Below are 23,971 nucleotides of genomic sequence, written 5' to 3' on the forward strand. Positions count from 1 at the left end.
CGATCCCTCAATACCTATGTTGGTTCGTTCTTGAAATCTGCGATTGAATTCCGGCATGGCAGAGCAGCTGAGGGACCTCTCCGACGACCGGGCTCTCCTGGGTCGCACCAGCACCGCCGAACGCGTCTCGGACATCCTCAGGAGCCGGATCGCCGAGGGCTACTTCCCGCCCGGCACCCGGCTGTCGGAGGACAGCATCGGCGGCGCGCTCGGCGTCTCCCGCAACACGCTGCGCGAGGCGTTCCGGCTGCTCACGCACGAACGCCTGCTCGTCCACGAGCTGAACCGGGGCGTTTTCGTCCGGGTCCTGACCGTCGAGGACGTCGAGGACATCTACCGCACCCGGAGGCTCGTCGAGTGTGCCGTCGTGCGCGGTCTCGGCGAGCCGCCGTACGGCCTCGACGGGCTCGCCGGTGCCGTGCAGGAGGGCCGGCAGGCGGCGCGGGAAGGCGACTGGAAGGGGGTGGGCACGGCCAACATCCACTTCCACCGGGAGCTGGTCGCCCTCGCGGCGAGCGAGCGCACCGCCGAGTTGATGCGGAGTGTGTTCGCCGAACTGCGCCTCGCGTTCCACGTGGTGGATGAACCGCAGCAGTTGCACGAGCCGTACATCGCACGAAATATCACGATTCTTGAGGCGCTTCAGGCGGGGGACCGGGACAAGGCCGAGCGTCTGCTCGCCGGTTACCTCGACGACTCGCTGGAACGGGTCGTCGAGGTGTACCGGCGGCGGGTCGGCGAGGACGGCTGACGAGGCCCACGTCGTTTGGGTCGTTGTCAGACCCAGGACCTAGTCTGTGCACCGTGACTTCGCCTGCATCGACGGACAGCGTTCCGCCCCAGCTCAGCGCGGGGCCGCGCCCCGCCCCGGGGCCGGCCGCCGACGAGGGCCTGGCGCGCCGCCTGCGCGCGCTCGCCTGCACCGCGCCGCTGCACGACCTCGACGCGCGCAAGGCCAACCTCGCCGGTGAGTACTCGGTGTACGGCATGGCGGAGGTCGCCCTCGCGGCCATCGACCTCGTCACCCTCAACATGGACTTCGACACGGGCGCGGACCACGACCAGATCGTCGCCCGCCTCATCCCGCGCATCGCCGCCCAGGCCCCGCAGCGGCCCGCCGCCGAGCACGAGCGGGTGGCCCGCTGGGTCCTGGAGAACCTGATCAACGTCGGCAGCGTCGACCGCGGCTTCCGCGCGGTGTACGGCACGTTCGGGGCGGACGGCACGTATGTGCGCCGTGACTACGACTTCAAGCTGATCGAGGAGGTCCCGGGCCCGGGCGGCACGGTCTACCTGCGGACGACGGACGAGGCGGTCAACGTCCTCGTCGGCGCCCTCGACACGGACGTCACCAGCGCACAGATCGCCGCCGAGGTCAAGCTGGAGGTGCTGATCAGCCGCGGCCGGCTCGCCGACGCCCAGCTCGCGGCCGAACAGGCCCGCTACCGCACCGTGCAGTACTCGGAGACCCTGCGCCGCGCGCTGGACGCGACCCGGCGCAACGTGCGCGCGGTGGACTGGCTCACCACCGTGCCCGACATGATCGCCGAGGCCCTGGAGCACGTGGCCGACCGCTACCGCCACGAGAACGCGATCCTCACGAACATCCGCAAGGCCCGCGACGAGTCCGAGGAGCCCGAGCACAAGCGCCGCGCCGCCGAGCTCGTCGACATCGTCAAGGACTGCATCCGGCGGCACACCCAGTTGCAGTCCCGGCTGCTCGAGGCCGGTCCGCTGTTCCGCGCCGAGCAGGACCGGCAGGCCTTCGCCACGCCGGCGACCGCCTCGGGGATCGACCTCTACGGGCATCTCGTCTCGCCCGTCCTGCCGCTGCCGCTGGAGCAGGCCGTGCGGGTCACGGACGCGTTCTTCGGGCACGGCACCGGGTTGCGTACGCCGGTGTCCGTCCGGGTCGGGGACCTGGTCGACATACTGCTGACGCCGCCGGTGGAGCGGGAGCACCTGGGTGCGGAGATGCCCGAGCCGGACCTCATCGCCACGCCCGACGACAGCCGGTTCAGCGAGGAGCAGATGGCGGCCGCGCAGGAGCTGCTCGACCTGCCGGCGGATGCGCCGCGCCGGTTGTCCGGACTGCTGGCCGAGGCCCGGCGCCAGGATCCCGAGCTGCCGTATCTCGTGGCCCTGTTGGCGGTGCACGCGGCCAGTCCGCCGGTCGGTACCGCCTATCGCCAGGGCGAGCAGAAGCTGCTGTTCGCCGTGGACGACGGGACCGAGCTCGATGATCCGGAGTTCGGCGGGGCGGATCTGATCGTCGGTACCGCGCTGCTGGACGCGGCGGGGATGGCGGCGGACCGGACGGAAGCAGCATGAGTCAGTACAAGTGGCACAAGGAGTCCCGACCGTGAGCGAGCAAGTCGAGTGGAGTGAGCCGGAAGTCCCGGCCCCGACGGCCTCGGCCGCCGTCACTCCCGCCGACGCCGCCGACGCGGCTCGGCTCGTGTCCTTCGGGCTGCAGCCCAAGCTCCAGCCCGCACGCGACCAGGAGTACGCGGACCTGCTGCGGCGGTACCGGGAGGACCCGCCCTTCGCGCGGCTCGCCGACGCCGTGGCGACCGGGCTGGGGCTGATCGTGCTGGAGGTGTCCCCGCGCGCGGGCATGGCCGTGACCGCCGCCGAGGACTCGGTGTTCGCCGTCCGCATGGGCGACTACGCGCGTCGTACGTCCGCCGACGGCGGCGACCGGTTCCTGCACGGGCTCGCCCATCTCGCCGTCGCCGCCATGGCGTTCCCGCGCCCCGAGGACCTCGCCGACGACGGCTACATCGGCCGCGTCACGGTCAACGGCGTCGACGCCTTCGTCCGCCAGGCCTGCCGCCGCCTGGAGGAGCGCGCCGCCGAACAGGGCGAGAACACCGACCCGGCCACCGACGCGCCAGGTCTGGAGGCCGCCTGGCGGATCTGGGTGCGACGCAGCTCCACCGGGGCCACCAAGGACGCGCGCCGGCTCGCCGGTTCGACCACCGGCATCGTCGCCAAGGCCGTCGCGTTCCTCACCGACTCCGGTTTCCTCCAGCGCACCGGCGACGACAACGGCGGCACGTACCGCACGACCGCCCGCTACCAGCTCCAGGTCCGCGACATGGCCGGCAGCGCCGCCCTGGCCGAGCTGCTGGAGCTGGGCGTCGTCCCGGTCACCGACGGCACCCCGACGCTGCTGCCCCCCGAGGAGAGCGACGACCTGGACCTGGTCGCCGACGCCGGGCTGCCGTTCCACTCCTCCTGAACCCCCACCCCACGAAGCCTTACGAAAGTCCGCCATGTACGAGCTGTCCCGGGTCCGCCTCTACTCCATCGGGCCCGCCGGTGCGCGCTACGCCGACACCGTGCTTGACCTGCGCGGTGTGGGCGAGCCCGTGCCCGACCCCGCCCCCACGCAGGCGGAGTTCTTCGAGGAGGAGCCCGTCGGCCCGCCGCGCCGGCCCGCGCCCGCGGGCGTGCTCTTCCTGGAGAACGGCGGCGGCAAGTCGGTGCTGCTCAAGCTGATCTTCTCCGTGATGCTGCCGGGACACCGCAACACCCTCGGCGGCGCCAGCTCCGGTGTGCTGCGCAAGTTCCTGCTCGCCGACGACTGCGGCCATGTCGCGCTGGAGTGGCAGCACGTGCTGACCGGCGAGTGCGTCGTCGTCGGCAAGGTCAGCGAGTGGCGCGGCCGGCAGGTCTCCAACGACCCGCGCAAGTTCGCCGAGGCCTGGTACTCCTTCCGGCCCGGGCCCGGACTGAGCCTCGACAACCTCCCCGTGGCCGAGTCCACCGCCGTACGGGCCCCGGTCGAGGGCCAGTCGGGCGCGCGCGGCCGGCGTCGCACGATGAAGGGCTTCCGCGACGCCCTCATGGAGGCGGGCAAGACGTACCCGCACCTGGAGGTGCACTGGGAGGAGATCCACGACCGCTGGATCGAGCACCTCGGCGACCTCGGCCTCGACCCCGAACTCTTCCGCTACCAGCGGGAGATGAACGCCGACGAGGGTGAAGCCGCAGGCCTCTTCGCGGTCAAGAAGGACGCCGACTTCACCGACCTGCTGCTGCGCGCCGTCACCGACACGCGTGACACCGACGGGCTCGCCGACCTGGTCAGCGGCTTCGGCAACAAGCTGGGCCGGCGCGCCGAGCTGATCGCCGAACGCGACTTCACCGCCGGGTCCGTCGACCTGCTCGGACGGATCGTCGAGGCCGCCGAGGCCCGCTCACGCGCGCGTGACATCCACGCCGGAGCCGAGCGCCGTACCCGGACCCTGGCCCGCAGACTGTCCGCGCGCGGCGTGCAGGAGCGGGCCCGGGCCGCCGACCTGGCCCAGCGGGTCACCGCCGCCGCGTATGCCGTCACCCACGCCGAGGCGGCCCGCGAGCGCAGCGCGCTGATCTCCGCCGAACTGGCCTACCGGCACGCCTCGCTGGCCCTCGCCGCGGCCGAGAAGTCCGCCGCCGCGCAGAAGCGCGAGCTCGCCGACGCCCGCACGCTGTACTCCGCCTGGCAGGCCGCCGAGGCCGTACTGCGCCACCGCGCCGCCGCCGACCGCGTCGCCCGCGTGTCCGCCGCGATCCAGGAGGCGGAGCGCGACGCCGCCCCGGCCCTGGCCGCCCGCTCCAAGGCCGCCGTCGACCTCGTACGGGCCCTGCACGCGGCCGCGGAGAGCGCCGAGAACCACGCGAACGAGGAGGAGGAGCGCTCCGCCGCCCTCCAGGAGGTCAGCGACGCCGCCTACCGGGACTCCACCGCCGCTGCCACACAGGCGCAGCGGGCCCGCAGCGAGGTCGGGCACCTCAAGCAGCGCCTCGCCGAGGTCGAGCAGGAGACCGCCGAGGCGGTCCGGGCCGGCTGGCTCGACGACAGCGCGCCCGACGCCGACCCGGCCCGGGCGGCCCTCGCCGCCAGCGACGCCGAGAAGACCGCCGTCGCGGCCTGGGACTCGGCCCGTGAGGCGTCCCACCGGGCCGCCGAGCACGCGCGCGAAGCCGCCGCCGCCGAGACCCGCGCGGAACTGACCGCGGCCCGCGCGGCGGACGCGGCGACGGCCGCCGAGCGGTCGTACGAGGCCGAGCGCCGCACCGCCGAGGCACTGGCGGGGGAGGAGCGGCTGGCGGAACTGCTCAGCCTGACTCCCGAGACCCGCCCGGGCATCCCGCAGCCCCGCCACGACGCGGACAGCGAGCCGGCCACCCGGCCCGTCCCCGGCGAGCAGGGGCTCAGCCCCGAGGAGCTCGACCGCTTCGCCGACGACCTGCGCGAACTGCTCGACGACGCCGTCGGCTCCGCCGAACGGCAGCTGTTCGACCTGCGTACGGCCGCCGCCGACGACTCCCGGATCCTCGGCGCGCTCGGTGACGGCGGGCTGCTGCCGCCCGGCCCGGACGTGCTGGCCACGGTCGAGTTCCTCGGCGAGCACGGCATCCCCGCGCTGCCCGGCTGGCGCTACCTCGCCCAGGCCGTCGACCCGGCCGACCACGCGCGCGTGCTGGCCGCCCGGCCCGAACTGGTCGACGGCGTGATCATCACCGACCCGGACTCCCACGCACGCGCCCGGGAGGCGCTGGGCGACGCGGCTCTGCTGCCCCGTTCCGCCGTGGCGGTCGGCACGGCCGCCGCTCTGCTCGCCCCGACCCCCGCCCCGGACACCGACAGCGGTGACGTGTTCCTCGTCCCGCCGAACCCGGCCATGCACGACGAGCACGCCGCAGACGAGGAGCGCCAGGCGCTGCGCGCCCGAGCGACCGAGCGGGACGAGGAGATCCGCACGCTCGCCGCCCGGCTCGGCAAGGACCGGGAACTGGCCGCCCGGCTCGCCTCCTGGCGCACCGGCTGCCCGGCCGGCCGGCTGGCCGAACTGGCGCAGGCGGCTCACGACACCCGCGCGTTCGCCGAGGAGTCGGAAGCCGAGCTGGCCGAGGCGCGCACCGTGCGCGCGGAGGCCGACGAGGCCGCCACCGAGGCCGCACGCGTCCGGGACGAGCGGCAGGAAGCCGCCCAGAAGGCCCGCCGCTCCGCCGACGCCCTCGCCGGACTCGCCTTCCGCCTCCGTGAGCGGGCCGGCTGGCAGGTCAAGCTGCGTGAACTGGCCGACGAGGCAGCCGAGGCCGAGGCGAGCGCCCAGGCCTGCCTGGAGCGGGCCCGGGCCGCCGACGAGGACCGGCGGGCCGCCCAGCGCGCCGCCGACGACGCCCGCCGCACCGCCCGCGCGCTGCGCGCCGAGCGCTCCGAGATCGCCGGCGCCCCCGACGACGTACCCGAGGACGACGCCCAGACCCCGAAGGCCTCCCTGCCTGCCCTGCGCGAGGCCTACCGGGCGGCGTCGCAGCTGTACGAGAAGGTCGGCGTCGGCGCCGACCTGCGGGCCGAGCAAGCCCGCGCGGAGAGCGACGAGAGCGCGGCCCGCGCGGAGCTGGACCGGCTGAGCAACAAGGTCCGCACGCGCGCGGAGCAGCTCCTTCAATCCCCCGACGGCTCCGACGGACCCAGCCGCCAGGCCGCCGCCGCCCGTGCCGAGGAGCTGGTGCAGCTCCTGGAGACCCGCATGTCGAGCGCGAGCGAGCAGCTCGGGCGGCTGCGCGGCGAGGCCGAACGGCTCGCGCCCGAGGACGGCGAGGCGCACACCGACCTGCCCGAGGACCGCCGGCCGCGCGACGCCGAGCACGCGCAGGCCCTGCTGCGCACGGCCACGGCCGAACTCGCCTCCCACACCGAGGCGCTGAACCAAGCCCGCGAGGCGCACGCCGAGCTCCTCGACGCCCACCGCGCCGCCGAGGACGCGGCGAGCGGCTTCGACGAGATCGCCGCCATGCTCCGCGACCTGCTGCGCGAGCACACCACGGAGGAGGAGCAGGAGGAGACCGAGCCATACCCCGGCAGCCCGGAGGAGGCCCGGCAGTCGGCCGCCGAGGCCCGCCGCTCCCTGCGCGGCTGTGCCGCCGACCTGTCCGCCGCGGAGGCCGCCGTCCGTGAGGCCAGTGACATCCTCGTCCGGCACGCCAACTCCACGCGCTACGAGCAGGTCCGCACCCCGGCACGGCAGCAGATCCGCGAACTGCCCGCCTCCGCACTGCCCGAACACGCCCAGAAGTGGGCCGACGCCTTCGCGCCGCGGCTCCGGGTCCTGACGGACGAGCTGGAGCAGCTGGAGCGCAACCGCGACTCGATCGTGGACCGGCTGCGCGGCCTGGTCGAGTCGGCCCTGGCCACCCTGCGCTCCGCCCAGCGGCTCTCCCGCCTTCCGGAGGGCCTCGGCGAGTGGTCGGGACAGGAGTTCCTGCGCATCCGCTTCGAGGAGCCCGACCAGGCCACGCTCACCGAGCGGCTGGGCGAGGTCATCGACGAGGCGACCCGGGCCGCCGTCAAGAAGAACTCGGACCTGCGGCGGGACGGCATGTCCCTGCTGCTGCGGGGCGTCTCGGCGGCACTCCAGCCCAAGGGCGTCGCCGTCGAGATCCTCAAGCCCGACGCGGTGCTGCGCGCCGAGCGCGTCCCCGTCGGCCAGATGGGCGACGTCTTCTCCGGCGGCCAGCTCCTCACCGCCGCCATCGCCCTGTACTGCACGATGGCCGCGCTGCGCTCGAACGACCGGGGCCGTGACAAACACCGGCACGCCGGCACGCTGTTCCTCGACAACCCCATCGGCCGCGCCAACGCCACGTACCTGCTGGAACTCCAGCGGGCGGTGTCGGACGCCCTGGGCGTCCAGCTCCTTTACACCACGGGCCTGTTCGACACCACGGCGCTCGCCGAGTTCCCCCTGGTCATCCGCATGCGCAACGACGCCGACCTGAGAGCCGGCCTCAAGTACATCAGCGTCGAGGAACACCTCCGCCCGGGACTGCCGCAGCAGCCCCAGGCGGGGGAGGCGGTACACAGCGAGATCACGGCGACCAGGATGTACAAACGCCCCGCGTCCACGCCGTCTTAGGGGCGCGGGGAGCTGCGCGACCGGCCCAACGGTCCCGCGGCCGACCGCGGTCAGGTGCTGCTGTCGGCCGCCGGGGCGGCGGGAGCGGTGGCCCCGACGTCCGAACGATGCTCGGCGAGCACGCCGGTCCGGTGCCGCTGGACGAACCAGTAGTAGGCGAAGCCGCCGCCCGCGATGACGGCGACGAACAGCACCGCGCCCCAGCGCAGGTACCAGTGGTAGGGGGCCGTTGCGTTGTAGACCGCGGCCCGCGGCCAGATCAGGTTCAGCGTCATGGCTCCGCCCCACAGCACGGCCACGATGTTGACCGGCAGTCCCCAGCGGCCCAGCGAGAACCGGCCCTCGCCCGCGGGCTGCCACGTGCCGCGCAGCCGCGCGACCAGCAGCGGCACCGTGACGCCCAGGTAGGCGAGGTAGATCATGATGATGCCGATGCTGGTGACGACCGTGAAGATCTGCGGCTGGCGGATGTTGACCACCAGGATCGCCAGCGCGAGAATCCCGATGATCACGGTAGGCAGGACCGGCGTCTGGAAGCGCGGATGGCACTTGGCCAGCCGCGAGGACGCGGGCAGGTTGTTGTCGCGGGCCATCGCGAACGCCAGCCGGACCGCCGCCGTGTGCACGGCCAGGGCGCACACCGTCACCGCGATCAGCACGCACCACAGCATCGCCTTGCCGGCCGTCGGGCCCAGCACGTCCAGGACGATGTACTGCAAGCCGTCCGTGGACAGCTTCTCGCCCTTCAGGCTGGAGACGCTCATCAGCGCGAGCAGCAGGATCAGGCCGCCGAGCACGAACGAGGCGACGATGGCCCGGATGATCGCGCGCGGCGCGTTCCGGGTCGGGTCCAGGGACTCCTCGCCGAGCGAGGCCGCGGTGTCGAAACCGTACATGACGTACGCCGAGGCCAGTGAGGCGACCAGGAAGGCACCGAGATACCCGTTGCCGTAGCCGGCGCCGGTGCCGTGCGTCTCCATCACGACCTGCGGGCCGCGCGTGATGTGGACCGCGAACAGGGCGATCAACACGACAGTGGCGATCAACTCGATGAACACGCCCGCCGTGTTGATCGTCGCCATCAACTTGACGCCGAAGGCGTTCACCAGGGTGGTGAACAGGATCAACACCGCGGCCAGGATGACCGCGTTGGTCGCCACGTCGTACGTACCCGTGCCGTCCCCCACGAACTGGAAGAACGACGAGATCTGCGGCAGCGTCAATTGGTAGGCCAGTGCCACGGCCGATATGGACACGATCGAGGCGATCAGCATCATCCAGCCGGCGAGCCAGCCCAGATGCGGATTGCCTATTCTCTTCGACCAGTTGTAGACGGACCCCGCGACGGGATAGCGGGCGGCGAGCTCCGCGAAGCACAGGGCGACCATGAACTGGCCGACGAAGACCATCGGCCACGACCACCAGTAGGCGGGGCCGCCGCTGCCGTAGCCGAAGTAGAACAGCTGGAAGGTGCCGGTCAGGATCGAGATGTAGCTGATCCCGGCGGCGAAGGTGTGGAAGTTGCCGAGGGTGCGTTTGAGTTCGGGTCTGTAGCCGAACTCGGTGAGTTCGGCGTCGTCCTTGCCGTGTGGTTCTGTGGACTGCGCGGTCGGTCTCATGGGCGGTTCCTCAAGGCGCGTTCTCTCAGGGCGGGTTTGATCAGTCGAACCAACCCTGAGGTGTGGAACCGGCCTTGCGCCAGATGGACTGCAGGAAGCCACCCCTTCCGCAGTCACTCAGACGCGGGCCGACTGCCCGTCCATGCTCACGAGTGGGACAACTGCCCAGCCCCGCCCCGTCGGCGTATCCGCTCCTGCGTCCGCTCGGCGGCGCGGGCCTGCCGTCGTGCCCGGCGGCGCTCGCGGCGCAGGGCGCGTGCTGTGCTGCTCGGCATGGACACCACGCCGTTGCGCTGGTTCCAGACCTGACGCGTCACCCACACATCGAGCGCTCCCCACGTCGCCGCGATCGTGCTGACCACGCTGCTGATCACCATCGGGAACGCCAGCCACGACCCGGCCATCGTGCACAGGAAGGCCACCATGGCCTGAAGCAGCGTCAGAGCGATGAGAAGCACCGACCGCACGGCGGCCGTCCGCACCGGATCCGGCAACCGGCGCCGCCGCGCCGGCTCCTCGACCCACAAGGGCCGGTAGTGCTGCTGCCCGCGCACGTCACGGCCCACCTCACGAGCCGGGCCCGACGCCTCTCGAGCCGTGCTCTCCACCTCGTCAGCGGGATCGTCGCGATCAGTCGCTTCCTGATGCGCTGTCACTTGCACCCCGCCCGCCCTGGGCGCCCCGCGCCGCTCCGCCGTGCCCATCACCGTGTCACTCCCCACCGCCAGCAGACTGCTCGCTCGCATCCGAAGACCCGTGTTCCCCAGTGGCTGCCCGGCTTGCGCTGCTTTACGCCGCCCAGGTGCGGGATGCGGCTCCTGTGGCCGATTCCGCCCCCATTTCCCGTAGAGAAGGACGAACGACCTCCCACGAAGATTCCCGGAAACCGAAAAATTTCAGCCAACCGCCCAGGCGGTCGACGGGCCTTGACCCACGAGGCCACCATCGGTTTCGGGGAGACAACTCCCGCAATGCCCGGACAACTCCACATGCCTCGTGGCTGGCGCGGAAGTTCATCTTCCGGACCGGCCTTCGAGTTCCCTGGGCGTCGGTAGTAGGCTCGCGCCGTTTGTTGACGCACATGTGTACCCCCGGTGGCCCGGGGGCCCGAGCTGGGGGAGGCCATGCGCTTTCGCGGGAAGTCCATCCGCCGGAAGATCGTGGCGCTGCTTCTCGTGCCGCTGGTGTCCCTGACCGCGATCTGGGCCTTCGCCACGGTGCTCACGGGACGTGAGGCGGGCGACCTGTTCAACGTGTCGTCCGTGGTGGAGAAGATCGGCTACCCCATCGAGGACACCGTCCGCGTCCTCCAGGAGGAGCGCCGTCAGACCCTGGTCTACCTCGCCGACCCCCGTGCCTCCGACGGGCTCGCCGCGCTCCGGCGCAGCCGGACCGCCACCGACGAGGCCGTCGGCGGCATCCGCGAGAACGCCCGGAATCCGGACGTGCGCGACGCGATGGGAGCGGACACCGACGAGCGGCTGACCGCGGTCCTGGACGCCTTCGAAGGCATCGAGTCGCTGCGCCGCAGCGTCGAGGACGGCACCGTCAACCGCTCCCAGGCCCTCGACCTCTACAACAGGCTGGTCGACCCGTGCTACGTCCTGCTCGCCAACCTCCACGTCGTCGACAACGTGGAACTGGACAAGCAGTACCGCGCGCTGGTCAATCTCGCCCGCGCCCGTGAACTGCTCTCCCGCGAGGACGCCCTCCTCGGCTCCGCCCTGATCGTCGGCGAGATCTCCCACTCGGAAGAGCGCGACATCTCCGACCTCGTGGCGCAGCGCACCCTGATGTACGACACCAGCCTCCCGCTGCTGCCCGTGTCGGAACGCGACCGCTACCAGAGCTTCTGGAAGAACGCCTCCACCGCTCCGCTGCGCGTGGCCGAGGAAGCGGCCCTCTCCTCCGCCGACGGAACACCGCGTGGCGTCACCGCCAAGAGCTGGGACAGCGCCGCCGGCAACGTGCTCGACGAGCTCGGCACGCTCAACGACCAAGCCAACGACCGCTATCAGAACCGCGTCGAACCGGTGGCCATGGGCGTCATCGCCAAGGCTGTCATCGCCGGCGTGCTCGGCCTGCTCGCTCTCCTGGTCTCCCTCTTCCTGTCCGTGCGCGTCGGCCGCACCCTCATCCGTGACCTGCGGCAGCTGCGTCTGGAGGCCCACGAGGCGTCCGGAGTGCGGCTGCCCAGCGTGATGCGCAGGCTGTCTGCGGGCGAGCAGGTCGACGTGGAGACCGAGGTCCCGCGCCTGGAGTACGACAAGAACGAGATGGGCGAGGTCGGCCAGGCCCTCAACACCCTTCAGCGCGCCGCCGTCGAAGCCGCCGTCAAGCAGGCCGAACTGCGCGCCGGCGTCTCCGAGGTCTTCGTCAACCTCGCGCGGCGCAGCCAGGTCCTGCTCCACAAGCAGCTCACCCTGCTCGACGCCATGGAGCGCCGGACCGAGGACACCGAGGAACTCGCCGATCTGTTCCGTCTCGACCACCTGACCACCCGCATGCGCCGGCACGCCGAGGGCCTCGTGATCCTCTCCGGCGCCGCGCCCTCCCGGCAGTGGCGAAAGCCCGTCCAGCTCATGGACGTCGTACGCGCCGCCGTGGCCGAGGTCGAGGACTACGAGCGCATCGAGGTCCGCCGCCTTCCGCGTATCGCCGTCACCGGCCCGGCCGTCGCCGACATCACGCATCTCGTGGCGGAACTCCTCGAGAACGCCACTGTCTTCTCGCCGCCGCACACCGCCGTCCAGGTCCTGGGCGAGCGGGTCGCCAACGGCTTCACCCTGGAGATCCACGACCGCGGTCTCGGCATGGCCGCCGAAGCGCTCCTGGACGCCAACCTCCGGCTCGCCGAGACCCCGGAGTTCGCGCTGTCCGACACCGACCGGCTCGGCCTGTTCGTGGTCAGCCGTCTCGCCCAGCGACAGAACGTCCGCGTCTCCTTGCAGCCCTCCCCGTACGGCGGCACGACCGCGGTCGTCTTCATCCCGGACGCCCTGCTGACGGACGACGTCCCGGACACGAACGGCATCGGCTTCCGACTCGACCGCCCCCAGCTGGCCAAGGAGAGCGAGCCGCAGGACAGCCGCCGCGCCGCGCTGTCCCAGGGACCCGCGCAACGGCCCGGCCTGCCGGCCTCCCTCCTGGACGGACCGGTGGAGCTGGAGGCGCCCGTCGACCTGGACGCCATCGGCGACTTCCCCGGCGCGCTCGATGACGAGGACAGCGAACACGGCGCCCTGTTCCGCCCCCGGCCCCTCACCCGCGCCCAGGACGAGGCAGCCGGCCGACGCCCCGGTCCGCACCAGGCAGCCGACGCCCACAGCGCACACGACCGGACCGACACCGACGACGACCCGAACGCCCCGGTCCAGCTGCCGCGCCGCCACACCCCGAAGCTGGTCAGCTCGCACGGGCGCCCGGTCACCGAGCAGCGCCCCCGGCGAGGGAAGACGGACGAGGAGAGCACCACGGGCACCGGTCGAGCGGAGCCGGGCGGCACCTCCCCGCTTCCTTCGCGTCGCCAGGGCGACGACTCCGTGAGCGGCGGGGCCACGGGCCGGTCCGGGCCGGAGCCCGCGTCCGCGCTTCCGGTCCGCCGCCGCACCGAAGGCTCCTCGACCGGCAGCCGGCGAGGCGAAAACCAGCAGCCGGACTCACCGCCGCCCCTGCCTGCCCGCCGTCGTGGGGCGGAGTCCGGCCGCCGCGGCATCGGCGCCGCCGGCCGGAACGACGACCGCACCGAATCACCGGTCTCCTCCGGCACCGGGCCGGAGCCGCCCACTCTCCCCACGCGGACACGCCGCGCGGAGATCGCATCGAGCGGCCAAGACGGCTTCGACCGTAGGTCGGGCCTCGGGCCGGAGCCCACCGGCGGGCCCGCGGGCCAGATGACCGGCTCCGGTGCCACGCCCCGGGAGACCGGGGCGACTCCCGGCTCCGGAAGACGGGGGCAGGCTCCCGGATCCGCACCGAACGAGCCTCGGTCCGGCACCGCGCCGCTGCCCCGGCGCGTGCGCCAGGCCAACCTGGCACCGCAGCTGAAGCGGGGGTCCGAGCCGCGTACGGAGGACAGAGCCGAGCCCGTCGAACGCGACGCCGACGAAGTACGCAGCCGTATGGCCTCGCTCCAGCGCGGCTGGAAGCGCGGCCGCGAGGAGAACGCAGCGGGCGACGCCGCCCACAGCGGCACAGCACGACAAGGAACGACAGAGGGGGACGGTCGATGACCGCACCGAAGGCCACCGGCCACACCGCAGCCAACAAGGGGGAGCTGAACTGGCTCCTCGACGACCTGGTGGACCGCGTCGCGAGCATCCGCAAGGCCCTCGTGCTCTCCGGCGACGGATTGCCGACCGGAGTGTCCAGGGACCTGACCAGGGAGGACAGCGAGCACCTGGCCGCCGTCGCCTCCGGGTTCCACAGCCTCGCCAAGGGCGTGGGACGCCACTTCGAGGCCGGCAACGTCCGTCAGACGGTCGTCGAGCTCGACGACGCCTTCCTGTTCGTGACGGCCGCCGGCGACGGCAGCTGCCTCGCCGTCCTCTCGGACGCCGACTCGGACGTCGGTCAGGTCGCCTACGAGATGACGCTCCTGGTGAAGCGGGTGGGTGTGCATCTGGGTGCCGCTCCGCGCACCGATCTGCCCGCAGGCGGGTAGTGGGATGACATGAGCGCTGACGGTCAGGGAAGAAGCCACTGGTTCGACGACGAGGCCGGACCGGTCGTCCGTCCGTACGCCATGACGCGCGGCCGCACCAGCAGCCAGGGCCAGCACCGCCTGGACCTGATCGCGGTCGTGGTCACGGAACCGCACGCGGACGACCCGGAAGCGGACCACATGCTCTCCCCGGAGCATGTGGACATCGTCGAACTGTGTCGTGACGTCCCGCAGTCGGTCGCCGAACTCGCAGCGGAACTCGACCTGCCGATCGGGGTGGTACGGGTCCTTGTCGGAGATCTCGTGGACGCGGAATTCGTCCATGTGAACCGGCCCGTACCCCCTGCCGAACTGCCGGACGAGAGTATTCTGCGCGACGTGATCAACGGCCTCCGGGCGCTGTGAGCGGCGCGGAAGCGGGGTACTGACGTGGCAGGCTGGCAGTTCTGGGTCGACCGAGGCGGCACCTTCACCGACATCGTCGCGCGTCGCCCGGACGGCCGGCTGCTCACGCACAAGCTCCTGTCGGACAGCCCGGCCCGCTACACCGACGCGGCCGTCGAGGGCGTCCGCACCCTGCTGGCCGACTCCGACGACCCTGTCGACACCGTGCGCATGGGCACGACGGTCGCCACCAACGCCCTCCTGGAGCGCAAGGGCGAACGCACCCTGCTCGTCATCACCCGCGGCTTCCACGACGCTCTGCGCATCGCCTACCAGAACCGCCCGAGCATCTTCGCCCGCCGCATCGAACTGCCCGAGCTGCTGTACGAACGGGTCGTCGAGGTCGACGAGCGCATCGCCGCCGACGGCACCCAGCTGCGCGCGCCCGACCTGGACGCCCTCGCCGGACCTCTCCAGGAGGCCTACGACGACGGGATCCGGGCCGTCGCCGTGGTCTGCATGCACAGCCACCTCCACCCCGCCCACGAACAAGCCGTCGGGGAACTCGCCGCCCGCATCGGCTTCCCGCAGATCTCGCTCTCCAGCGAGGTCGGCCCCCTGATGAAACTCGTCCCCCGCGGGGACACCGCCGTCGTCGACGCCTACCTCTCTCCCGTCCTGCGCCGCTACGTCCGGCACGTCGCCGACGCCCTCGAAGGCGTACGGCTGATGTTCATGCAGTCCAACGGCGGTCTCACCGAGGCCGGGCAGTTCCGCGGCAAGGACGCCATCCTGTCCGGGCCGGCCGGCGGCATCGTCGGGATGGCCCGCATGTCGCAGCTCGCCGGCTTCGACCGCGTCATCGGCTTCGACATGGGCGGGACCTCCACCGACGTCTCCCACTTCGCGGGCGAGTACGAACGTGTCTTCACCAGCCGGATCGCCGGCGTCCGGCTGCGCGCCCCCATGCTCGACATCCACACCGTCGCCGCCGGCGGCGGCTCGGTCCTGCACTTCGACGGCTCCCGCTACCGCGTAGGGCCGGACTCGGCGGGCGCGGACCCGGGGCCGGCCTGCTACCGCGGCGGCGGCCCCCTCGCCGTCACCGACGCCAACGTCATGCTCGGCCGCATCCAGCCCGCCCATTTCCCGAACGTGTTCGGCGCGAACGGTGACGAGCCCCTCGACGACGCGCTCGTCCGGGACCGCTTCGCCGCCCTCGCGCGCGAGATCCGCGAGAAGACGGGCGATGACCGCACCCCCGAACAGGTCGCCGAGGGTTACCTGCAGATCGCCGTCGCCAACATCGCGTCCGCCGTGAAGCGGATCTCGGTCCAGAAGGGCCATGACGTCACCCGCTACGCCCTCACCACCTTCGGCGGCGCCGGCGGCCAGCACGCTTGCCTGGTCGCCGACTCGCTCGGCATCCGCACCGTCCTCGTGCCGCCCATGGCCGGTGTCCTCTCCGCACTCGGCATCGGACTCGCCGACACCACCGCCATGCGCGAACAGTCCGTCGAGGCACCACTGGAACCCGCCTCCATGCCCGGCGTCCTCAAGACCGCCGAAGACCTGGAAGCCGCGGCACGCGCCGAACTCCTCGCCGAGGACGTCCCCGAGGAGCACATCGAGATCACCCGCCGCGCGCAGCTCCGCTACGACGGCACCGACACCACCCTCACCGTCGAGCTGACCGAGCCGCGCACCATGCGGCACGCCTTCGAAGAACGTCATCGCGCCACGTACTCCTTCACGCTCGACCGCCCGATCGTTGTCGAAGCCCTCTCCGTCGAAGCCACCGGCATCACCGAACCCCCCGATCTCTCCGCTCTCGCTCCCTGCGAAGCCACCGCCGACGGCAGCCCTGCGGCGCCCCGGTCCGTCCGCCTTCACACGGGCGGAGCCTGGCGCGACGTACCCCTCCACCGCCGCGAGGACCTTCCCCCCGGCGACACCGTCACCGGTCCCGCGATCATCACCGAACCCGGCGCGACGACCGTCGTCGACGACGGCTGGCGGGCCGCGGCGACGGACCACGGACATCTGGTCATGGAACGCGCCGCGATTACGCAGAGTTCCGAACTCGACACGAAAGTCGACCCGGTTCTGCTTGAGGTCTTCAACAACCTGTTCATGTCCATCGCCGAACAGATGGGTGCCCGCCTCGAATCCACGGCCCAGTCCGTCAACATCAAGGAGCGCCTGGACTTCTCCTGCGCGCTCTTCGACCCGGACGGAAACCTGGTGGCCAACGCCCCGCACATCCCCGTTCACCTGGGCTCCATGGGCACGAGCGTCAAGGAGGTCATCCGGCGGCGGCGCTCTGGCATGCGCCCGGGCGACACCTACGCCGTCAACGACCCGTACCACGGCGGCACCCATCTGCCCGACGTCACCGTGATCACCCCGGTCTTCGACGCCGCACCGTCGGACGACACGGAGAGTGACCCGGAGATCCTCTTCTACGTCGCCTCACGCGGCCACCACGCAGAGATCGGAGGCATCGCCCCCGGCTCCATGCCCGCGAACAGCCGCACCATCGAGGAGGAGGGCGTCCTCTTCGACAACTGGCTGCTCGCCGAGAACGGCCGCTTCCGCGAGGACGAGACCCTCCGCCTCCTCACCGAGGCGCCGTACCCCTCGCGCAATCCCAAGACCAACCTCGCCGACCTGCGCGCGCAGATCGCCGCCAACCAGAAGGGCGTCGACGAGGTCGGCCGCATGATCGCGGACTTCGGTCTCGACGTCGTCCAGGCCTACATGAGGCACGTCCAGGACAACGCGGAAGAGGCCGTACGCCGCGTCATCGACGCCCTCGACGACGGTGACTACGCCTATGAGACCGACTCGGGCGCGATCATCCGGGTCAGCGTGCGCGTGGACCGCGAGAACCGTGCCGCGACCATCGACTTCACCGGCACCTCGGCGCAGCTGCCCACCAACTTCAACGCCCCCTTCTCGGTCGTCAACGCGGCCGTCCTGTACGTCTTCCGCACGCTCGTCGCCGACGACATCCCCCTCAACGACGGCTGCCTGCGCCCCCTGGACATCGTCGTACCGCCCGGCTCCCTGCTCTCACCCGAGCCACCGGCCGCCGTCGTCGCCGGCAACGTGGAGACCTCCCAGGCCATCACCGGCGCCCTCTACGCGGCGCTCGGCGTGCAGGCCGAGGGCTCCGGGACCATGAACAACGTCACCTTCGGCAACGAACGCCACCAGTACTACGAGACCGTCGCCCCCGGCTCCGGCGCGGGCGACGGTTTCCCCGGCGCCCCCGTCGTCCAGACGCACATGACCAACTCCCGCCTCACCGACCCCGAGGTCCTGGAGTGGCGACTGCCCGTGCGCCTGGAGGAGTTCGCGGTCCGGCGCGGCAGCGGCGGAGCCGGCCGGTGGCGCGGCGGCGACGGCGCTGTGCGTCGTATCCGGTTCCTGGAGCCCATGACCGTCTCCACGCTGTCCCAGCACCGCCGTGTCCCCCCGTACGGTATGGCGGGCGGAGAACCGGGCGCTCTCGGCGCCAACCGGGTGGAACACGCCGACGGTACCGTGACGGAACTCGGCGGCAGCGACTCCGCGGACGTCGTCACCGGCGACGTACTCGTCATCGAAACCCCAGGCGGCGGAGGCTACGGCCCGCCGTCGCCCGACCCCCATCAAGCAGGAGAAGAGATCGATGATCTTCGGGCGTTCTGAGCGCGGCAAGCCTCCGGTCGAGCCCGTCACGCTCAAGATCCTGGTGGCCGGCGGTTTCGGCGTGGGCAAGACCACGCTCGTCGGCGCGGTCAGCGAGATCCGGCCGCTGCGCACCGAGGAGCTGCTCACCGAGGCCGGGCGCCCGGTCGACGACACCAGCGGTGTGGAAGGCAAGCACACCACGACCGTGGCCATGGACTTCGGCCGCATCACGCTCCGCGAGGACCTGGTGCTGTACCTCTTCGGAACGCCCGGTCAGGAGCGGTTCTGGTTCATGTGGGACGAGCTCTCCGAGGGCGCCCTCGGAGCCGTCGTCCTCGCCGACACGCGCCGCCTGGAGGACTCCTTCGCCGCCGTGGACTACTTCGAACGGCGCTCGATACCGTTCCTCGTCGGCGTCAACTGCTTCGAGGGCGCACCGCGTTACCCGGTCGAGGACGTCCGCCAGGCCCTCGACCTCGACGACGGCGTTCCGCTCCTGATGTGCGACGCCCGTGACCGCGAGTCGGTCAAGGAAGCACTCATCGGCGTCGTCCAGCACGCCATGGCGTACGCGGCCGACCGCCGTCAGACGGTGACCACCTGACGCCAGGCCGACCGGCGGGCGCGGACCGTACCCCCGCCGACAGGGGTACGGTCCCTCCGGAAACGACCCTTCACGCGCGCGTGGCTAGCTGTCGGCGTCCTCCTCCCAGCCGAAGCTCTTCTCCACGGCCTTGCGCCAGTTGCGGTGCTCGCGGTCCCGCACCGACGCGTCCATGGACGGTGTCCACTCGACGTCCTTCTGCCAGTGCGCCTTGAGCTCGTCCAGGTCGTTCCACACACCGGTGGCCAGACCGGCCGCGTACGCGGCGCCCAGACAGGTCGTCTCGGAGACCTTGGGCCGCACCACCGGCACGTCCAGCACATCCGCCTGGTGCTGCATGAGCAGGTTGTTCTTCGTCATGCCGCCGTCGACCTTCAGGGTGGTGATGTGCACCCCGGAGTCCTGGTACATGGCGTCCACGACCTCGCGGGTCTGCCAGCTCGTCGCCTCCAGCACCGCGCGCGCGAGGTGCGCCTTCGTGACGTACCGGGTCAGCCCGGTGACCACACCACGCGCGTCCGAGCGCCAGTACGGCGCGAACAGGCCCGAGAACGCCGGCACGATGTAGGCACCGCCGTTGTCCTCCACACTCGCGGCCAGGGGCTCGATCTCGTCGGCGGTCCGGATGATGCCGAGCTGGTCGCGGAACCACTGGACCAGCGCGCCCGTTATGGCTATCGACCCCTCCAGACAGTAGACCGGCGCCTCGCTCCCGATCTTGTAACCCATCGTCGTCAGCAGACCGCTCTTCGACGACACCGGACGGTTGCCGGTGTTGAGCAGCAGGAAGCTGCCCGTGCCGTACGTGTTCTTCGCGGTGCCCACGTCGTAGCAGGCCTGGCCGAACACGGCGGCCTGCTGGTCGCCCAGCGCGGAGGCCACGGGCACGCCGGCGAGCTGGCCGACGGCGGTGCCGTACACCTCGGCGGAGGACCGGATCTCCGGCAGCATGGCCTCGGGAATGTTCATCGCCGAGCAGATCGAGGAGTCCCACTGCAGGGTCTCCAGGTTCATCAGCATGGTGCGCCCGGCATTGGTCACGTCGGTGACGTGCTGCCCGCCGTCGGTGCCGCCGGTGAGGTTCCAGATCAGCCAGGAGTCGATCGTTCCGAAGGCGATCTCACCGCGTTCGGCCCGGGACCGGAGGTCGGGCACGTTGTCGAGCAGCCAGGCCGCCTTGGGCCCGGAGAAGTAGGTGGCCAGCGGCAGACCCGTCTGCTCGCGGAAACGGTCCTGTCCCTCCGAGCCGCCGAGCTGGTTGCACAGCGCCGCCGTCCGCGTGTCCTGCCACACGATGGCGTTGTGCACCGGCTTCCCCGTCGTGCGGTCCCACAGGAGGGTCGTCTCGCGCTGGTTGGTGATTCCCATCGCGCTCAGCTGGTCGGCGCGCAGACCGGCCTTGGCGAGCGCCCCGGCGACCACCGCCTGCACCTTGGACCAGATCTCGGTGGCGTCGTGCTCCACCCACCCGGGCTTGGGGAAGATCTGGCGGTGCTCACGCTGGTCCACGGCGACGATGGCACCGTTCTGGTTGAAGACGATGCAGCGGCTCGAGGTGGTGCCCTGGTCGATCGCTGCTACGTACTTCTCGGAGTTGTCCGTCATGGCTACTACCTCTTGATCGCTTGGTCAGAAGGCTGCGTTGTAGATGAGGGCCCCGAGAATTCCGCCGGCCGCAGGCCCTGCCACCGGGATCCAGGCGTACCCCCAGTCGGACGTTCCCTTGTTCGGGATCGGGAGGAACTGGTGCACGATGCGCGGCCCCAGGTCACGTGCGGGGTTGATCGCGTAGCCGGTGGGCCCACCGAGCGAGAGGCCGATCCCGACGACCAGCAGGGAAACCAGCAGGATCGAGATGCCGGAGCCATAGATTCCGGCTCCTTCGCCCGGGATCGGCCCGATGCCGACCCCCTGGACGACCCTGTCGTCGCCGACCAGCGCGAGGATGGGAAGCACCAGGGCGATGGTCGCGAGGATCTCCGTCATCAGGTTGGCGACCGGGTTCCTGATCTCCGGGATGGTGGAGAAGATGCCGAGTGTCGGCACCGGCTCGTCCACCGTGCCGTCCGTGGTGCCCGTCTGCCGTACGTTGGCCTGGAACTGGGCGAAGTAGAGCAGGTACGCCAGGACGGCGCCCAGCATCGCCCCCACGATCTGCCCGAGCAGGTAGACCCAGACCTTGTCCCACACGCCTGTGTCGACGGCCAGGCCAAGAGTCACGGCGGGATTGATGTGGCCGCCCGACAGCGGGGCGGCGGTGTACGCGCCGGCCAGGACACCGAATCCCCAGCCGAACGCGATGACGATCCAGCCCGACGCCCTGGCCTTCGAGAACCTCAGGGTGACGGCGGCGCAGACCCCCGCGCCGAAGAGGATCAGGATCGCCGTGCCGATGATCTCGCCGACGAAGATGTCTACGTTGCTCATGGCGGCTCCTAGGCCGAGGCCCGGGGACGATCTGCCCCGGTTCTCATGTGCGGGGTGCGTTTCCCATGGCTACTTCAGCCGAAGGCAGGGAAAACCCGCGCCCCGCCCGGCGTCCGTGACGAGCGTGCCGATCGCAGCCGAATCGCCCGTGGGGGAAAGGGCCTTGGCGCAGGCGCGCCCGCGCGCCGCAGTGCCGGATACGCCGAGTATGTACGGCGATGTCGACTGACACCGGAAGTGTTCACCGGCGCCCATGGGGCGTCAAGGTCGCCGACCGCAACGGTTGACGGCCTTGTGCCGGCGGCCGGGCCTGCTGGGCCGGGTGGCCGGTTGCACGGTCCTGGCGGCGCCCGGTCGGGTCGTTGTTCAGATCTGGTCGGGGCCTGCGCGGGCTTCGGTGCGCCACGCGAGGCCTTGCTGGTGGTGTCGTCCGGCCTCCGCTGGGCTCCGCCATGGGCGATCGCCCAGCGCACCTGACTCCTCGCTTGCTAGCCACCAGCATCCACCTGACCAGGCGGTCTCTCAACCGGACGAGCAGCGCCCCGTGCAGGAGCCCCTGCCGGGCTCCGCCGGACGGGCCACAGCCGTCCCCAGGTGCCCGCCCCGGACAGCGCCACCAACCGCCGGGGCCCGTACCCCCGCCCTGCCGCCCACGCCCCCCTACGGTCCTAAGGGCCCTGCACGGCTCTCTCAACCCCCACCCGGCTCCGCCGCCCCACACCGCGCCGGTGCCGGTGCCGCTGTCGGCTCAGCGCCGCGGCGGGTCTCATGCCCGGGCACGCCTGCTCGGCCCACCACCCAACTCGCCCCGTGCAACGCCTTCGCCGCCTTCTTCAGGGGCGCCAGGCAAGCCGCCGCCTGCCGGTGGTCGGTCACACTGCCCGGCGCGCACAGCACCGTGGCGAGCGACAGCGTGACCGGCCGACCGCCTGCCGACCAGGGGACGTCCAGCACGGAGGCGGCCAGCGGATCGAGTCCCTCCGGTTCTGCGAGCACCAGGAAATCGTCGCCGCCGATGTGACCCACGCGGGTGCCGTCCGTCGCGGCCTGCTGCAACGCACGCCCCACCGCCCGGATCAGCTCGTCGCCCGCCGCGAAGCCGGCCCCGTCGTTGACCTGCTTGAAGTGGTCGACGTCCAGCCAGCTCAGCACGAACGCCCGCCCGGACACGATCCGCCGGTCCACCTCACCGGTGATCGCGTCCGAGCCGGGCAGACGCGTCAGCGGATTGAGCCCCGCCGCCTCCTCCACCCGTGACTCGGCCAGCGCGCGCACGAGATCCGCGAGCCGTACGACGCCCACGCACCGCCCGTACGCGTCCACGACGGCGACATCGTCCGACGTACGGTCCCGCCCGCCGACCGCCACGACGTCCAGTACCTCCCAGGCCGTGGCGTCGATGCCCACCGTCCGCGGTGGGTCACCGAGCTTGGCCGCGGGCCGGTCGGCGTACAGGGCGTGCCCGTAGCGCCCCGACATCGACAACAGGAAGCGGGACCGGTGCACCGACCGGACCGGCACTCCGGCGGTGTCCACGAGCAGTACCCCGGACACATCCGGTGACCCGGTCAGCAGCGCCCGCACCTGCCCCGCGGACGCCGTGGCGGGCAGCAGCGCGGCGGGCCGCACGAACTCCCGCACCGACGGCCCCGACCGCGGCACGGCCACCTCGGCGGGGGAGCGGGGCGGAACGTAGACGTCCGCGGCGGGCAGCCGGGCCGGCGGGGCGAACAGCTCGCCCTGTGCCAACTGCGCCCCGGCCGCCAGCGCCGCAGCGCACTGCCCTTCGGTCTCCACGCCCTCGACAGCCAGGAGAGCCCCCAGCCCGTCGCACAGCGTCCGCATCGACCGCACCACCGCCGGCCGCGCCAGCAGCGTCGCGTCCAGCTTCACCAGGTCGGGCGTGATGTCCGACAGGAGCCGCAAGGGCACGTCCCCGTCACCGACACCGTCCGCACAGATCCGGAATCCCTGACCGCGCACCCTGGACACCGCCTCCAGCAGTGCCCGCTGCGGCACGTGCGTGTACGGCGGACAGACGTCGATCGTCACCTCCCACGGAAGCCGCCCCGCCTCGCGCACGGCATCATGCAGCGAAGGGAGCCCGCCGAGGTCGGCGAGGGTGCCGGCGAAGACGTTGACGAACAGCGGCAGCAGGGTCTCCTTGCGCACCGCCGCGCGGACCGCCGACACCGCCAGCCGGCTGTCGAGCTCGGGATCCCGGCGGGCCTCGGCCAGGATGTCGCCGGTCTCCGGGCGGGCGAGTATCTCCAGTCCCGCGACCGCGCCGGTCGTCAGGTTGACCACCGGTTGGAAGGCGAAGCGGAGAGTATCCGTCCAGGAGTGCACGCAAGCATGATGACTCCACCGGCGTACGCCCAAGCGCAGTTCATGAGACGTTCACGCAGGATTCCGGAGCGGTCACACAGCGTATGTCGAGGCCCGGTCGTGGCCGTACCACCAGCGCCGACGTCGGCACGGCTCCATGCACGCGTCGGCACGGCTCCATGCACGCGTCGGCATGGCTCCATGCACGCGTCGGCATGGGTCGTGCACGTCTCGGCGCCAGCCCGCGCATGTCCCGGCACCATCCCGTGCAAGCCCCGGGTTCCCGTGCACGTCCGAGCGCCGGCCCGTGCCCTGTCCGGCACAGCCCGCAGCCGCGTCCCGGCCCCGCGGC

The 23,971-nt window shown here is 71.7% G+C and carries 14 protein-coding genes; 9 read left to right on the forward strand and 5 right to left on the reverse strand.

Annotation, left to right across the window (positions count from 1 at the left end; genetic code table 11):
• Positions 1-55: 55 nt before the first annotated feature.
• Genes MQE23_RS36600 through MQE23_RS36615 form a run of 4 tightly spaced genes read left to right on the forward strand, consistent with a single transcriptional unit; the run spans position 56 to position 7,916 of the window.
• Positions 56-751 (forward strand): GntR family transcriptional regulator, encoded by a 696-nt coding sequence (locus MQE23_RS36600; RefSeq protein ID WP_020275960.1) that lies wholly within the window; start codon positions 56-58, stop codon positions 749-751.
• 53 nt (positions 752-804) lie between these two features.
• A complete protein-coding gene (locus MQE23_RS36605) occupies positions 805-2,331 on the forward strand; it encodes a hypothetical protein (protein WP_020275959.1) in 1,527 nt (508 codons plus the stop codon).
• A 31-nt stretch (positions 2,332-2,362) separates the two neighbouring features.
• Positions 2,363-3,244 (forward strand): hypothetical protein, encoded by an 882-nt coding sequence (locus tag MQE23_RS36610; protein ID WP_243381362.1) that lies wholly within the window; start codon positions 2,363-2,365, stop codon positions 3,242-3,244.
• 34 nt (positions 3,245-3,278) lie between these two features.
• Positions 3,279-7,916, forward strand: a complete 4,638-nt coding sequence (locus MQE23_RS36615) for a hypothetical protein (protein ID WP_243381363.1) — start codon at positions 3,279-3,281, stop codon at positions 7,914-7,916.
• 50 nt (positions 7,917-7,966) lie between these two features.
• Here the strand turns inward: MQE23_RS36615 and MQE23_RS36620 are convergent, their stop codons facing one another.
• Together MQE23_RS36620 and MQE23_RS36625 are read right to left on the reverse strand one after the other, a co-directional pair.
• Positions 7,967-9,535 carry an amino acid permease gene (locus MQE23_RS36620; RefSeq protein WP_243381364.1) on the reverse strand — a complete coding sequence of 523 codons (1,569 nt, stop codon included), beginning with the start codon at positions 9,533-9,535 and terminating at the stop codon, positions 7,967-7,969.
• Between the two features lie 146 nt (positions 9,536-9,681).
• The gene (locus MQE23_RS36625; protein ID WP_279345202.1) at positions 9,682-10,257 is read right to left on the reverse strand and encodes a hypothetical protein; all 576 of its coding nucleotides are present in this window, start codon (positions 10,255-10,257) and stop codon (positions 9,682-9,684) included.
• 402 nt (positions 10,258-10,659) lie between these two features.
• On the opposite strand from MQE23_RS36625, the gene MQE23_RS36630 reads away from it, so the two are divergent.
• The 5 genes from MQE23_RS36630 to MQE23_RS36650 are packed head-to-tail and all read left to right on the forward strand — an operon-like array spanning position 10,660 to position 18,864.
• Positions 10,660-13,767, forward strand: coding sequence for a nitrate- and nitrite sensing domain-containing protein (locus tag MQE23_RS36630; protein WP_243381366.1), 3,108 nt, complete (start codon positions 10,660-10,662; stop codon positions 13,765-13,767).
• Positions 13,764-14,198, forward strand: a complete 435-nt coding sequence (locus MQE23_RS36635; RefSeq protein WP_020275952.1) for a roadblock/LC7 domain-containing protein — start codon at positions 13,764-13,766, stop codon at positions 14,196-14,198. Before MQE23_RS36630 ends, MQE23_RS36635 begins: the two co-directional genes overlap by 4 nt.
• Positions 14,199-14,207: 9 nt before the next feature.
• Positions 14,208-14,603: a DUF742 domain-containing protein gene (locus tag MQE23_RS36640; RefSeq protein ID WP_010046285.1), complete on the forward strand. Its 396-nt coding sequence runs from the start codon at positions 14,208-14,210 to the stop codon at positions 14,601-14,603.
• Positions 14,604-14,627: 24 nt separating this feature from the next.
• Complete coding sequence (locus tag MQE23_RS36645) at positions 14,628-18,278, forward strand: hydantoinase B/oxoprolinase family protein (RefSeq protein ID WP_243381367.1); 3,651 nt, start codon at positions 14,628-14,630, stop codon at positions 18,276-18,278.
• A complete protein-coding gene (locus MQE23_RS36650; protein ID WP_037672338.1) occupies positions 18,259-18,864 on the forward strand; it encodes an ATP/GTP-binding protein in 606 nt (201 codons plus the stop codon). Before MQE23_RS36645 ends, MQE23_RS36650 begins: the two co-directional genes overlap by 20 nt.
• Positions 18,865-18,948: 84 nt before the next feature.
• On the opposite strand, the gene glpK is transcribed toward MQE23_RS36650, so the two are convergent.
• From glpK to MQE23_RS36665, 3 genes are all read right to left on the reverse strand, one after another.
• A complete protein-coding gene (gene glpK, locus MQE23_RS36655) occupies positions 18,949-20,469 on the reverse strand; it encodes a glycerol kinase GlpK (RefSeq protein ID WP_020275950.1) in 1,521 nt (506 codons plus the stop codon).
• A 24-nt stretch (positions 20,470-20,493) separates the two neighbouring features.
• Entirely contained in the window at positions 20,494-21,291 is a 798-nt protein-coding gene (locus MQE23_RS36660; RefSeq protein WP_020275949.1) for an MIP/aquaporin family protein, read from the reverse strand.
• Positions 21,292-21,981: 690 nt separating this feature from the next.
• On the reverse strand, positions 21,982-23,640 hold the full coding sequence (locus MQE23_RS36665; RefSeq protein WP_243381368.1) for a GGDEF domain-containing protein: 1,659 nt from the start codon (positions 23,638-23,640) through the stop codon (positions 21,982-21,984).
• Between the last annotated feature and the right edge of the window lie 331 nt (positions 23,641-23,971).

Origin of the sequence: Streptomyces sp. HP-A2021, from assembly GCF_022807935.1 — a bacterium.
GTDB lineage: Bacteria > Actinomycetota > Actinomycetes > Streptomycetales > Streptomycetaceae > Streptomyces > Streptomyces afghaniensis.